At 61.1% G+C, this 13,896-nt stretch carries 11 protein-coding genes and 3 tRNA genes; all 14 read left to right on the forward strand.

The features are described 5' to 3' along the window. The first annotated feature begins 177 nt into the window (after positions 1-177). The 14 genes from AC1Q6Y_RS17615 to AC1Q6Y_RS17680 all read left to right on the forward strand — a co-directional run bounded on the left by AC1Q6Y_RS17615 (position 178) and on the right by AC1Q6Y_RS17680 (position 13,758). On the forward strand, positions 178-1,188 hold the full coding sequence (locus AC1Q6Y_RS17615; RefSeq protein WP_154860615.1) for an aspartate-semialdehyde dehydrogenase: 1,011 nt from the start codon (positions 178-180) through the stop codon (positions 1,186-1,188). Between the two features lie 206 nt (positions 1,189-1,394). Further along, positions 1,395-4,016 (forward strand): motility hub landmark protein FimV, encoded by a 2,622-nt coding sequence (locus AC1Q6Y_RS17620; protein WP_492624880.1) that lies wholly within the window; start codon positions 1,395-1,397, stop codon positions 4,014-4,016. A gap of 281 nt (positions 4,017-4,297) precedes the next feature. Further along, on the forward strand, positions 4,298-5,122 hold the full coding sequence (gene truA, locus AC1Q6Y_RS17625; protein ID WP_032829430.1) for a tRNA pseudouridine(38-40) synthase TruA: 825 nt from the start codon (positions 4,298-4,300) through the stop codon (positions 5,120-5,122). A gap of 63 nt (positions 5,123-5,185) precedes the next feature. Beyond that, entirely contained in the window at positions 5,186-5,812 is a 627-nt protein-coding gene (locus AC1Q6Y_RS17630; protein ID WP_492624881.1) for a phosphoribosylanthranilate isomerase, read from the forward strand. 191 nt (positions 5,813-6,003) lie between these two features. Next, entirely contained in the window at positions 6,004-6,924 is a 921-nt protein-coding gene (gene accD, locus AC1Q6Y_RS17635) for an acetyl-CoA carboxylase, carboxyltransferase subunit beta (RefSeq protein ID WP_008047319.1), read from the forward strand. Continuing rightward, complete coding sequence (gene folC / locus AC1Q6Y_RS17640; RefSeq protein ID WP_492624882.1) at positions 6,921-8,228, forward strand: bifunctional tetrahydrofolate synthase/dihydrofolate synthase; 1,308 nt, start codon at positions 6,921-6,923, stop codon at positions 8,226-8,228. Before accD ends, folC begins: the two co-directional genes overlap by 4 nt. Continuing rightward, positions 8,212-8,880: an SPOR domain-containing protein gene (locus AC1Q6Y_RS17645; RefSeq protein WP_492624883.1), complete on the forward strand. Its 669-nt coding sequence runs from the start codon at positions 8,212-8,214 to the stop codon at positions 8,878-8,880. The genes folC and AC1Q6Y_RS17645 overlap by 17 nt, the downstream gene beginning before the upstream one ends. A gap of 98 nt (positions 8,881-8,978) precedes the next feature. After that, positions 8,979-9,539: a CvpA family protein gene (locus AC1Q6Y_RS17650; RefSeq protein WP_007975669.1), complete on the forward strand. Its 561-nt coding sequence runs from the start codon at positions 8,979-8,981 to the stop codon at positions 9,537-9,539. Positions 9,540-9,580: 41 nt separating this feature from the next. Continuing rightward, positions 9,581-11,086, forward strand: a complete 1,506-nt coding sequence (gene purF, locus AC1Q6Y_RS17655) for an amidophosphoribosyltransferase (RefSeq protein ID WP_007975670.1) — start codon at positions 9,581-9,583, stop codon at positions 11,084-11,086. Positions 11,087-11,167: 81 nt separating this feature from the next. Further along, entirely contained in the window at positions 11,168-12,379 is a 1,212-nt protein-coding gene (locus AC1Q6Y_RS17660; protein WP_057715568.1) for an O-succinylhomoserine sulfhydrylase, read from the forward strand. After that, a complete protein-coding gene (locus AC1Q6Y_RS17665) occupies positions 12,376-13,152 on the forward strand; it encodes an SDR family oxidoreductase (RefSeq protein WP_090454230.1) in 777 nt (258 codons plus the stop codon). Before AC1Q6Y_RS17660 ends, AC1Q6Y_RS17665 begins: the two co-directional genes overlap by 4 nt. Positions 13,153-13,370: 218 nt before the next feature. After that, positions 13,371-13,446 (forward strand) — tRNA-Val (locus AC1Q6Y_RS17670). A 53-nt stretch (positions 13,447-13,499) separates the two neighbouring features. After that, positions 13,500-13,576, forward strand: a tRNA-Asp gene (locus AC1Q6Y_RS17675). Between the two features lie 105 nt (positions 13,577-13,681). Next, positions 13,682-13,758: transfer RNA gene (locus tag AC1Q6Y_RS17680), tRNA-Asp, on the forward strand. The last annotated feature ends 138 nt before the right edge of the window (positions 13,759-13,896 follow it).

A 13,896-nucleotide genomic window follows, 5' to 3' on the forward strand; every position in this document is an offset into this window, starting at 1 on the left:
CCTGATATTCCGTCATCGCGAGCAAGCTTGCTCCCACATTGGAATGCGTACCCCCTGTGGGAGCGAGCTTGCTCGCGATGAGGCCGGTACAGACACTACAAATCCCCGGCAGAAATTGCCTGTATCCCACCCACCCGGTAAAGTGCCGCTCCCCCCGTTTCGCCAGAGGTAAAACCCATGAGCCAGACCATTGATATTGCCGTGATCGGCGCCACCGGTACTGTCGGCGAAACACTTGTGCAGATTCTTGAAGAGCGCGATTTCCCGATCGGCAACCTGCACTTGTTGGCCAGCAGCGAGTCGGCCGGCAGTTCGGTGCCGTTTCGCGGCAAGAACGTGCGGGTGCGGGAAGTCGATCAGTTCGACTTCAGCAAGGTGCAGTTGGCATTCTTTGCCGCCGGCCCGGCGGTTTCGTTGAGTTTCGCTTCCCGCGCGACCGATGCCGGTTGCTCGGTTATCGATCTCTCCGGTGCCCTGCCGGCCGAAAAGGCGCCACAGGTTGTGCCTGAAGCCAATGCCCAGGTGTTGGCCGGCTTGAACAAACCCTTTCAGGTCAGCAGTCCAAGCCCGTCGGCCACCACGCTGGCGGTGGTACTCGCGCCACTGATGGATTTGCTTGATTTGCAGCGCATCAGCCTGACCGCCAGCCTGGCGGTATCGGCCCAGGGCCGCGAAGCCGTGAGCGAGCTCGCCCGGCAAACCGCCGAACTGCTGAATGTGCGGCCGCTGGAGCCGAAATTCTTTGATCGGCAGATGGCCTTCAACCTGTTGGCCCAGGTCGGTAAACCGGATGAGCAAGGTCATACGCTGCTGGAAAAACGCCTGGTGCGTGAGCTGCGCCAGGTCATGGCGCGGCCTTCATTGAAGATTTCCGTCACTTGCATTCAAGCCCCGGTGTTTTTTGGCGATAGCTATAGCGTGACCCTGCAGTCCGCGAGTGAAATCGACCTGGGGAAAGTCAATGCGGCCCTGGAAGACGCTCCCGGCATCGAACTGGTGGAAGCCGGCGACTACCCGACCCCGGTGGGCGATGCGGTAGGCCAGGATGTGGTCTACGTTGGTCGGGTTCGCCATGGTATTGACGACACGTCGGAACTTAATCTGTGGCTGACGTCAGATAACGTACGCAAAGGCGCGGCGCTCAACGCTGTGCAGCTGGCCGAGTTGTTGATAAAAGACCTGCTGTAAAAGATACTTTGCAACAAATTGTCGAATGATTCCGCGCGAGCCTATGCTTGCCGGAGTGCTGAAGGCAGAGCCACTCTGCGGGGCTTTGCCGGGCATCAATGAAATGATCGCGCGCGACGACCCTCGCCGTTGCGTGCAATGCCTTACGGCAGCGACTATCAATACCTTCTCGCTGGCCGAGGAATGTTCAAACTAAGGATGAGCTAATGGTTCAAGTTCGCAAACTGGTGTTAGCAATAGCGGCCGCCTCGGCGCTGTCCTCCGGTATGGCGCATGCCCTCGGGCTCGGGGAGTTGACCCTGAAATCGACGCTCAACCAGCCGCTGGTAGCGGAAATCGAGCTGCTCGATGTCAAGGATCTCACCGCCGCCGAAGTGGTACCAAGCCTGGCCTCACCAGACGATTTCGCCAAGGCCGGTGTCGACCGCCAGGCGTTTCTCAACGACTTGACCTTCACCCCGGTGCTCAACGCCAGCGGCAAAAGCATCCTGCGCGTGACCTCCAGCAAGCCACTTTCCGAACCCATGGTGAAGTTCCTGGTTCAGGTCATGTGGCCGAACGGCCGCTTGCTGCGTGACTACAGTGTGCTGCTCGATCCGTCCAAATTCTCGCCGCAAACCGCTGAAGCGGCTGCACAGCCGACGTCGACGGTTGCTGCGCCCGTCACCGGTGCGACCAAACCGTCCCAATACACCACCACGCCGCGCGATACCTTGTGGGAAATCGCCGCAAAGGCGCGTAATGGCGGCTCGATCCAGCAAACCATGCTGGCCATCCAGGCGTTGAACCCGGATGCCTTTATCGACGGCAACATCAATCGCCTGAAAACCGGCCAGGTGCTGCGCATGCCGGACCAGGCGCAGAGCACTGGCCTGCCGCAAGCCAAGGCCATTGCCGAAGTGGCCGCACAGAACAAGGCCTGGCGCCAGGGTCGGCGCTATGTGGCGAAACCCGGGGCAGGGCAGCAACAGCTCGACGCCACCAATCGCGCTCGTACCGAGGGTGCTCCGGCGCAAGCAGCCACCGACAAGTTGAGCCTGGTGTCTGCCGAGTCCGGCAAGAACCCTGGCAAAGGGGCTGCCGGAGATGCCAAGGCCCTCAGCAACAAGCTGGCGGTGACCCAGGAAAGCCTCGACACCAGTCGTCGTGATAACGCCGAACTGAAAAGCCGCATGGCCGATCTGCAAAGCCAGGTGGACAAGCTGCAGCGCCTGCTCGAGTTGAAGAACAACCAACTGGCCAAGTTGCAAACCGAGGGCGCTGTAGCTGCACCGGCGGCTGCGACAGCGCCGGCAATGTCGGCCGAGCTGGCTGCCAACCCGGCGGCAGCGCCTGCACCGGTTGCCGCTGCGCCTGCCCCTGAGGCAACGCCCGCGCCAGCCGAGAAGCCCGCTGAGGCGACACCGGCGGCATCCGACGATCAGAAGTTCAATGAATTGCTGACCAATCCGCTGCTGCTGGGCCTGGTGGGCGGCGGTGCGGTGATTCTCCTGCTCCTGCTGCTGTTGCTGGCGCGTCGACGCAAAGCCCAGCAAGCAGCCGAGAAACATCTGCGCATGGCCCGTGCCTTGGCCGAAGATCAGCCGTTCTCGGCCGATTTCGACTTGCCGGAAAGCAGCTTCGAAGGCCTGGAAGTTCCGCCGCCGAGCGTGAAACTGGCGACCGCCCCGACGCCTGCTCCCGCGCCAGCGCCGGTGGTTGCTCCGGTGGTGATGACCACGCCGATCGCCGCGCCATTGGTGGCGCCGGCTGCCGAGCGTTCCGACGACGTGCTGGGTCAGGCTCAGTCGCACATCAATGCCGGTCGCCTGAACCAGGCCGCCGCGTTGCTGGAGGACGGCGTCAAGCAAGAGCCCAAGCGCAGCGATCTGCGCTTGAAACTGATGGAAGTCTACGGCCAGCAAGGCGACCGCGATGCGTTCGTCGGCCAGGAGCGTCAGTTGGTGGCTAATGGCGACAACTTCGCCCAGGTTGAAAAACTCAAAAGTCGCTTCCCGGCCATGGCGCTGGTGGCTGCCGGTGGCATCGCCGCGGCCGCCGTTGCTGCCGAACTGGATGCGCAATACGTCAAGGAGCTGTTGCTCGATGAGCCGCAAGCACCGGCGCCAGAACCAGAACCAGAACCAGAACCAGCACCGTTCGAGGATGACCTCGACAGCGCCTTCGACCTGAGCCTGGATGATCTGGACGCGATTACGCCTTTGGCGCCTGCACCTGCACCTGCACCGGAGCCTGAAGTGGCGGCGTTGCCGGATCTTGGTGAGTTCCCGCTGGACGACGATCTGAGCTTTGAGTCGGTGTTGCAGCAGCAGACTGAAATCAAGGAAAACCTCGACGATCTGTCGGACTTCGACCTCGACCTGGATCTCGGTGCGCAACCGTCGCCGGCGATGCTGGCTGAAGACGATTTCCTGCTGGATCTGGATGAGGGCGTGAAGGATTTTCCGGTTGCCGAAACCCCGGCTGTTCCTGAGGTCGCGCTGGATGATCTGGAGTTGCCGGCCGATTTCGATCTGTCGCTGGCCGAGGAACTGGACGCGCCGGATGCGTTCGCGGCAGAGCTGGATGATGTCAACGCCGAACTGGAGAGCTTGTCCAACAGCATCGGCGAGCCGACCTTTACCGAAGCTGATGCCGCGCTGGATAGCGATGATGACTTCGACTTCCTCTCGGGCACTGACGAAGCCGCTACCAAGCTCGATCTGGCTCAGGCCTATATCGACATGGGCGACAGCGACGGTGCTCGCGACATCCTCAATGAGGTGGTAAGCGAAGGCAGTGCCGAGCAGAAGAGTGAAGCCGAGGAGATGCTTTCGCGCCTGGCTTGATTGATCGGCAGGTTGAAAAAAAAGCGGCAGCCCATTGAGGCTGCCGTTTTTGTTTGGCTCATTAATGGATGTTGTTTGCTTGGGCCTCATCGCGGGCAAGCCTGCTCCCACAGAGATTTATGTCGTTCACAAAACCTGTGGGAGCGGGCTTGCCCGCGATGAGGCCGGGACAGTCAATGGAGAACTCTCTGGCATCCCCGCCCGGCGGCCTTATAATGCCCGCCTTTGGTACATCATCAGGCTGTCCCTCCTTGGCAAATATAGATAACCCGGCCGCCGAAATGGCAGCCGACGGCTTTTTCCGGATCGCGCTGGGCGTCGAATACAAAGGCTCGCGCTACCGCGGCTGGCAGCGCCAGGCGTCCGGGGTGCTCACCGTGCAGGAAACCCTCGAAAACGCCTTGTCCAAAGTCGCCGACTCGCCCGTTTCGCTGATGTGCGCCGGGCGTACCGACGCCGGGGTGCATGCCTGCGGACAGGTGGTGCATTTCGACACTCAGGTCGAGCGCTCGATGAAGGCCTGGACCATGGGCGCCAACATCAACTTGCCCCATGACGTCAGTGTCAGTTGGGCCAAGGTCATGCCGGCGCATTTCCATGCGCGGTTCAAGGCCATTGCCCGGCGTTATCGCTACGTGATCTACAACGATCAGATCCGCCCGGCGCACTTGAACGAAGAGGTGACCTGGAACCACCGTCCGCTGGACGTCGAGCGCATGGCCGAGGCCGCCCAGTACCTGCTCGGCACCCATGATTTCAGTGCTTTTCGCGCCGGTCAGTGCCAGGCCAAGTCGCCGATCAAGGAATTGCATCACCTGCGCGTTACCCGTCACGGCAAGATGATCGTGCTGGATATTCGCGCCAGCGCCTTCCTGCATCATATGGTGCGCAACATTGCCGGTGTGCTGATGACCATTGGCGCCGGAGAGCGTCCGGTGGAGTGGATGAAAGAGGTGCTGGAGAGCCGGATTCGACGGACCGGTGGCGTGACCGCGCATCCATTCGGCTTGTATCTGGTTCAGGTCGAGTACCGTGACGAGTTCGAGTTGCCCGAGCGCTACATCGGTCCGCACTTCCTGACCGGCTTCTCGGAACTTGGCGGCTGACGCCCTCGAACGCTTTTGTTACCATCCGGGACTTTCCCGGATTTGTCTTGGAGTTGTATCGACATGTCAGCCGTTCGCAGCAAGATCTGTGGGATTACCCGCATAGAGGATGCGTTGGCAGCCGTCGAGGCCGGGGCGGATGCCATCGGATTCGTGTTCTACGCCAAAAGCCCCCGTGCGGTGACGGTCCAGCAGGCGCGCTCGATCATCAAGGCGCTGCCGCCGTTCGTGACCACCGTGGGCTTGTTCGTCAATGCCAGCCGTTGCGAGCTGGGGGAAATCCTCGACGCGGTGCCCCTGGACCTGCTGCAGTTTCACGGCGATGAAAGCGCGGCGGAGTGTGAGGGTTGGCACCGGCCGTACATCAAGGCGCTGCGGGTCAAGGCGGGAGATGACATCGCCGCGGCCTGTGATGCTTATGCCAGTGCCAGCGGAATCTTGCTCGATACCTATGTCGAAGGCGTTCCCGGAGGAACCGGGGAGGCGTTTGACTGGTCACTGATACCGCAAGGCTTGAGCAAGCCGGTCATTCTGGCGGGCGGTCTGACGCCGGATAACGTCGCCGAAGCGATTGCCCGCGTTCGGCCTTATGCCGTGGATGTCAGCGGCGGGGTTGAGGCGAGCAAGGGCATCAAGGATCACGCAAAGATTCAGGCATTTATCAAAGCGGTACGCGGTAGCACCCGTTGATGTGACGGCTGGCAGTCTGCCGCCGTCCACTGCACTGTACAAAACGGCTGAGGGTCATGGGGTGGTACGCAGGTCACGTTTCGCTGACCCGGCCATTCACTGATCATCGCCGCACACATGAATTTAGCGCTAGGGCATACACGGGGCCGCGAACCAGAGCGTTCGGGCCGCCGGTACTGGAGAAAGAAAGCATGAGCAACTGGTTAGTAGACAAACTGATCCCTTCGATCATGCGTTCCGAGGTCAAGAAGAGCTCGGTGCCTGAAGGTCTTTGGCACAAATGCCCGTCTTGCGAGGCTGTGCTGTATCGTCCGGAGCTGGAAAAGACCCTGGACGTTTGCCCCAAGTGCAACCATCACATGCGTATCGGCGCCCGCGCCCGTATCGACATCTTCCTCGATGTTGAAGGCCGTGCCGAGCTGGGTGCAGACCTGGAACCGGTTGACCGTCTGAAATTCCGCGACGGCAAGAAGTACAAGGACCGCCTGACCGCTGCACAAAAGCAGACTGGCGAAAAAGACGCACTGGTTTCCATGAGCGGCACTTTGCTGGGCATGCCGGTCGTGGTTTCGGCGTTCGAATTTTCCTTCATGGGCGGTTCGATGGGCGCCATCGTCGGTGAGCGTTTCGTTCGCGCCGCCAACTACGCCCTGGAAAAACGTTGCCCGATGATCTGCTTCGCCGCTTCCGGCGGTGCGCGGATGCAGGAAGCGCTGATTTCCCTGATGCAAATGGCCAAGACCTCCGCGGTGCTGGCCCGTCTGCGTGAAGAAGGCATCCCGTTCATCTCCGTGTTGACCGATCCGGTCTACGGCGGCGTTTCCGCGAGTCTGGCGATGCTCGGCGACGTGATTGTCGGCGAGCCGAAGGCGTTGATCGGTTTTGCCGGTCCGCGTGTGATCGAGCAAACCGTGCGCGAGAAACTGCCGGAAGGCTTCCAGCGCAGCGAGTTCCTGCTGGAGCACGGTGCCATCGACATGATCATCGACCGTCAGGAGCTGCGTCCGCGTCTGGGCAACCTGCTGGCGCAAATGATGGGCCTGCCGACGCCGAAGTTCGTTGCTGCCCCTATCGAGCCGATCGTGGTTCCACCGGTACCCGCCAGCCTATGACCCAACGTACCCTTGGCGAATGGCTCGCCTACCTTGAACAGTTGCACCCTTCAGCCATCGACATGGGCCTGGAGCGGTCGCAGCAGGTAGCGTCCCGTATGGGACTGGGCAAGCCGGCACCTCGGGTGATCACGGTCACCGGGACCAACGGCAAGGGTTCCACCTGTGCGTTCGTGGCGTCCTTGCTGCGGGCCCAGGGCTTGAAAGTGGGGGTCTACAACTCCCCACACCTGCTGCGTTACAACGAGCGGGTAACAGTCAATGGCGTCGAAGCCACGGATGCCGAGCTGTGCGAGGCCTTTGCCGCGGTAGAGGCCGGGCGCGGCGACACTTCCCTGACTTACTTCGAAATGGGCACCCTGGCGGCATTCTGGCTGTTCCAGCGCTCCGGGCTCGATGCAGTGGTGCTGGAAGTCGGTCTGGGCGGTCGCCTGGACACGGTCAACGTGGTGGACGCCGACATGGCGCTGGTCACCAGTATCGGTGTCGATCATGCGGATTACCTCGGTGATACCCGGGAGTCCGTGGCCTTCGAGAAGGCCGGTATTTTCCGTCAGGGCGCGCCTGCGCTCTGCGGCGATCTGAATCCTCCACAACCTCTGCTGGACAAGGCGCGCGAGCTTAATTGCCCGTTTTTCCTGCGTGGGCGCGATTTTGACCTCGGTGTGACCGATCACAACTGGCAATGGCGCGGTGTCGATGGGCAAGGGCGCGCGGTGGAGCTGCGCGACCTGCCACTGCTCGATCTACCGATGGAAAATGCCGCGCTGGCGTTGCAGGCTTACCTGCTGCTCGGCTTGCCTTGGGCGGATGCGCAGATTACCGAGGCGCTACGGGCCACCCGGGTGGTCGGTCGCCTGGATCGCCGTGAGTTCGAGTGGCAAGGCAAGCGCTTGAATCTATTGCTGGATGTGGGGCATAACCCCCATGCGGCGGAGTATCTGGCTCGTCGCCTGGCCAGCCGCCCGCCGGTCGGCAAGCGTCTGGCGGTGTTCGGGTTGCTGGCGGACAAAGACCTGGGTGGTGTTGTCGGCGAATTGAATGCTAGTGTCCAGCACTGGGCTGTCGCACCTCTGGATTCGCCTCGGGCACGTTCGGTTGCGGATTTGCACGCCGCGTTGCAAGGTCTTGGTGCGTCGGTCACGTCATACGACAGTGTCGCGGCCGCCCTGGAAGGGCAGTGCGCGCAGGCCACGAGCGACGACGAAATCCTGTTGTTCGGATCATTTTATTGTGTCGCCGAGGCCCTTGAGTGGCTGGCCCGGCGCTCCACGGAGGAAGCGGCAAATGGCATTGCTGGATAAGGCATACAAACAGCGCATGGTTGGCGCCCTGGTGTTGGTCGCGCTGGCGGTGATTTTTCTGCCGATGCTGTTTTCCCGCCAGGACGAACAACGCCAGGTGACGGTCGAAGCGCCCGCGGCTCCGCAGGCGCCGGCGATGCCCCAGGTACAGGTCGAGCCCGTGGCGGTGCCTGAGCCGCAAGCCCTGCCTCAGGAACCCGTGCCGAGCGATGACGAAATCGCCCAGCAGGAATCGGCGGTGCCAGCTGTTCCGGTGACTCCAGCGCCTGCGGTTCCAGCGCCAGCAGTCAAGCCGGCTGCACCCGCGCCGGTCCCGGCTTTGGCGGCTAAGCCTGCAACGGCGCCTGCCCAGCCGATCACCGCGGCACCGGGCAAGCCGGACACCACGCAAAGCCGTGTCGATGCCAATGGTTTGTCTGTCAGCTGGTCGGTGCAACTGGCCAGCCTGTCGAACCGTGAAAGCGCGGAAAAACTGCAGAAAACCCTGCGCAGCCAGGGTTACAACGCCTACATCCGTACCGCCGACGGCAAAAATCGGGTGTTTGTCGGGCCGCTGATCGAGCGTGCCGAAGCCGACCGGCTGCGTGACTTGCTCAACCGCCAGCAGAACCTCAAGGGGTTTGTGGTGCGCTTTCAACCGGAACGTGGTTAAAACTATCGCCCCGATATGAAATGCACTGACAATCGCAGCTTACCGATAAGCATGGGCTCTGCTAAAATGCGCCGCCTTATCCGTCTGTAGGCTGCACTGTGCCATTTACCTGGGTTGACTGGGCGATCGTTGCAATCGTCGCCATCTCCGCATTGATCAGTCTGAGCCGCGGCTTCGTCAAGGAAGCACTATCGCTGCTGACCTGGATCATCGCAGGAGTCGTAGCCTGGATGTTCGGTGGCTCACTGTCCGAGTACCTCGGCGGGTACATTCAAACGCCATCGGCACGTATAATAACGGGCTGTGCCATCATGTTTGTCGCCACTTTAATCGTAGGCGCAATGATCAATTATCTTATCGGCGAACTGGTTCGCGTCACCGGGCTCTCCGGGACCGACCGATTCCTAGGCATGGCCTTCGGCGCCGCCCGTGGCGGGTTGCTGGTGGTTATCGCCGTCGGGCTGTTGAGCCTGGGGCCGGTACAGCAGGACGGGTGGTGGAAAGAGTCACAGCTCGTGCCAAAATTTCTATTGGTTGCAGACTGGTCCAAAAACCTGATCCTCGGGTGGAGCAGTCAGTGGCTTGCCAGCGGAATCAGCGTACCCGCTGATATTCCGTTCAAGGAGCAACTCTTGCCGATGGCCAAAACGCCTCAGTGAGTAGTGCTCAGTTCAGATCCATTAAGTAGGGGTTGCGTCGCATGTGTGGCATCGTCGGTATCGTCGGTAAGTCGAACGTCAATCAGGCGCTGTATGACGCGCTAACCGTCCTCCAGCACCGCGGCCAGGACGCTGCCGGTATCGTGACCAGCCATGATGGCCGGTTATTCCTGCGCAAGGACAACGGCCTGGTGCGTGACGTGTTCCAGCAACGTCACATGCAGCGCCTGGTCGGTCACATGGGTATTGGCCATGTGCGTTATCCAACCGCGGGCAGCTCGACGTCGGCTGAAGCTCAACCGTTTTACGTCAACTCGCCTTACGGCATCACCCTGGCGCACAACGGTAACCTGACCAATGTTGAACAACTGGCCAAGGAGATTTACGAATCTGACCTGCGCCACGTCAACACCAGTTCCGATTCGGAAGTACTGCTCAACGTGTTCGCGCACGAACTGGCCCAGCGCGGCAAGTTGCAGCCGACCGAAGAAGACGTTTTCGCCGCCGTCACCGACGTGCACAACCGTTGCGTCGGTGGTTATGCCGTCGTAGCAATGATCACCGGTTACGGCATCGTGGGCTTTCGCGACCCGCACGGCATCCGCCCGATCGTTTTCGGCCAGCGTCACACCGACGAAGGCGTCGAGTACATGATCGCCTCGGAAAGCGTTTCCCTGGACGTGCTCGGCTTCACCCTGATTCGCGACCTGGCACCGGGCGAAGCGGTCTACATCACTGAAGAGGGCAAGCTGTACACCCGTCAGTGCGCGACCAACCCGTCCCTGACCCCGTGCATCTTCGAACACGTCTACCTGGCGCGTCCGGACTCGATCATCGACGGCGTTTCGGTCTACAAGGCCCGTCTGCGCATGGGCGAGAAACTCGCCGAGAAGATCCTGCGCGAGCGTCCGGATCACGACATCGACGTGGTCATCCCGATTCCGGACACCAGCCGCACCGCGGCCCTGGAGCTGGCGAACCACCTGGGCGTGAAGTTCCGCGAAGGCTTCGTGAAGAACCGCTACATCGGCCGGACCTTCATCATGCCGGGCCAGGCCGCGCGGAAAAAATCCGTACGCCAGAAGCTCAACGCCATCGAGCTGGAATTCCGCGGCAAGAACGTGATGCTGGTGGACGATTCCATCGTTCGCGGTACCACTTGCAAGCAGATCATCCAGATGGCCCGCGAAGCCGGTGCCAAGAACGTTTACTTCTGCTCCGCGGCGCCAGCGGTTCGCTACCCGAACGTCTACGGCATCGACATGCCGAGCGCTCACGAGCTGATCGCCCACAACCGTTCGACCCAGGACGTGGCAGACCTGATCGGTGCCGACTGGCTGATCTATCAGGACTTGCCTGACTTGATCGAAGCGGTCGGGGGCGGCAAGATCAAGATCGACAAGTTCGATTGCGCGGTGTTCGACGGCCAGTACGTCACCGGCGACGTCGACGAGGCTTATCTGAACAAGATCGAGCAGGCACGCAACGATGCCTCCAAGGTCAAGACGCAGGCAGTCAGTGCGATCATCGATCTGTACAACAACTGAGTAACTACCGGCCCTGAGGGGCCGGTTTTGTATCTGGCAAAAAGACTTTTATCTATCAAGAGCAAGGCAAGGAGTGACAGCATGAGTCAGGATTGGGATGCCGGTCGGCTGGACAGCGACCTCGAAGGCGTAGCGTTCGATACCCTGGCCGTACGTGCCGGTCAGCACCGTACGCCGGAAGGTGAGCACGGTGATCCGATGTTCTTCACTTCCAGCTATGTATTCCGTACCGCCGCCGATGCCGCCGCGCGTTTTGCCGGCGAAGTGCCGGGCAACGTCTACTCGCGCTACACCAACCCGACTGTGCGTGCCTTTGAAGAGCGCATTGCCGCGCTGGAAAGCGCCGAGCAGGCCGTGGCCACCGCGACCGGCATGGCCGCGATCATGGCGGTGGTGATGAGCCTGTGCAGCGCCGGCGATCACGTGCTGGTGTCGCGCAGCGTGTTTGGCTCGACCATCAGCCTGTTCGAGAAGTACTTCAAGCGTTTCGGTATCGAAGTCGATTACGTGCCCTTGGCGGACTTGTCCGGCTGGGACGCGGCAATCAAGGCCAACACCAAGTTGCTGTTCGTCGAATCGCCGTCTAACCCGCTGGCCGAACTGGTGGACATTGCCGAACTGGCGAAAATCGCTCACGCCAAAGGTGCGATGCTGGTGGTCGATAACTGCTTCTGCACCCCGGCGCTGCAACAGCCGCTGAAAATGGGCGCGGACATCGTCGTGCACTCGGCCACCAAATTCATCGACGGTCAGGGTCGTTGCATGGGCGGCGTCGTGGCCGGTCGCGGCGAGCAGATGAAAGAGGTGGTTGGTTTCTTGCGCACCGCCGGGCCGACCCTGAGCCCGTTCAACGCCTGGATCTTCCTCAAGGGCCTGGAAACTTTGAACCTGCGGATGAAGGCCCATTGCGCCAACGCCCAACAACTGGCCGAGTGGCTGGAGCAGCAGGACGGTATCGAGAAAGTCCATTACGCCGGCCTCAAGAGCCATCCGCAGCACGAACTGGCGCTGCGCCAGCAGAAGGGCTTCGGTGCGGTCGTCAGTTTTGAGGTCAAGGGCGGCAAAGAGGGCGCCTGGCGCTTTATCGACGCCACGCGCCTGATTTCGATCACCGCCAACCTGGGCGACAGCAAAACCACCATCACCCATCCGAGCACCACCTCCCATGGTCGCCTGGCGCCTCAAGAGCGTGAAGCGGCGGGTATTCGTGACAGCCTGATCCGCGTTGCGGTCGGCCTGGAAGACGTGGCGGACCTGCAAGCCGATCTGGCACGCGGCCTGGCTGCGTTGTGATCGAGTTGTCTGCGCCGACCACCGGCTCAAATGGCCGCGTAGCGCTGGTGACCGGTGCTGCGCGGGGCATTGGCCTGGGGATTTCGGCCTGGCTGATCAGCGAAGGCTGGCAAGTCGTGCTGACGGATCTGGACCGTGAGCGCGGTTCGAAAGTGGCGAAAGTGCTGGGCGACAACGCCTGGTTCATCGCCATGGATGTCTCCAACGAGGGGCAAGTCGCGCTGGGCGTAGCCGAGGTGCTCGGTCAGTTCGGGCGCCTGGATGCGCTGGTATGCAATGCAGCGGTTGCCGATCCGCACAACATCACCCTGGAAAGCCTCGACCTGGCTCACTGGAATCGGGTGTTGGCGGTGAACCTCAGTGGGCCGATGTTGCTGGCCAAGCACTGTGCACCGTACCTGCGCGCTCACAGCGGCGCCATCGTCAATCTGGCCTCGACCCGCGCCGGGCAGTCGGAGCCCGACACAGAGGCCTATGCGGCGAGCAAGGGCGGTTTGTTGGCCCTGACGCATGCGTTGGCCATCAGCCTTGGCCCGGAGATCCGGGTCAATGCCGTCAGTCCTGGCTGGATCGATGCGCGCGACCCCTCGGTGCAACGTGCCGAACCCTTGACCGAGGCCGATCATGCCCAGCATCCGGCGGGCAGGGTGGGGAAGGTCGAGGATGTCGCGGCGATGGTGGCCTGGCTGCTGTCGAGAAACGCCGGGTTTGTCACCGGCCAGGAATTCGTGGTCGATGGCGGCATGACCAAGAAGATGATTTACAGCGAGTAAGCTCCGGGATTGTTGTTGAATGTGCTGCTTTCGCGAGCAAGTCGAATCGTCGCACCGCCGCTCCCACATTTGGAATGCATTCCCCTGTGGGAGCGGGCTTGCTCGCGAAAGCGCACTTGCTGCACATACATAATTTTGTCTTTTTCAGAAAAACTTCAATCCTGCTATTGACTTAGGTTCGCTACCTGCGTAAATTTCGCGGCCTCGGAGATGCAAACGGGTGATTAGCTCAGCTGGGAGAGCGTCTGCCTTACAAGCAGAATGTCGGCGGTTCGATCCCGTCATCACCCACCACTTCCGAGATACTTGCGAAAGCAAGAGGTAGGCTGAAATGCCTCCACCGACGCGCAGCGGTAGTTCAGTCGGTTAGAATACCGGCCTGTCACGCCGGGGGTCGCGGGTTCGAGTCCCGTCCGCTGCGCCATATTTTCCGAGTCAGGCATGCCTTGATTCGAGATTGAAAGAGAGATTGAAAAATCTCGGAGCTTTCAATCAGACAAGTTACTTGAGCGTCAGCTCAAAGCGATACGCAGCGGTAGTTCAGTCGGTTAGAATACCGGCCTGTCACGCCGGGGGTCGCGGGTTCGAGTCCCGTCCGCTGCGCCATATCTGCCCCGAGGCCCACTGAACGCCTTGGAGCTACGAAGAAACCACTGGTTACTTCGAGTCGATAGCAAAGACCCTGGTCGAAAGACCGGGGTTTTTTGTTTCTGCGATTTAAGTTTTTGCGACCCATTCTGCAGG

This window comes from Pseudomonas sp. GW823-FHT06E10 (genome assembly GCF_058794995.1).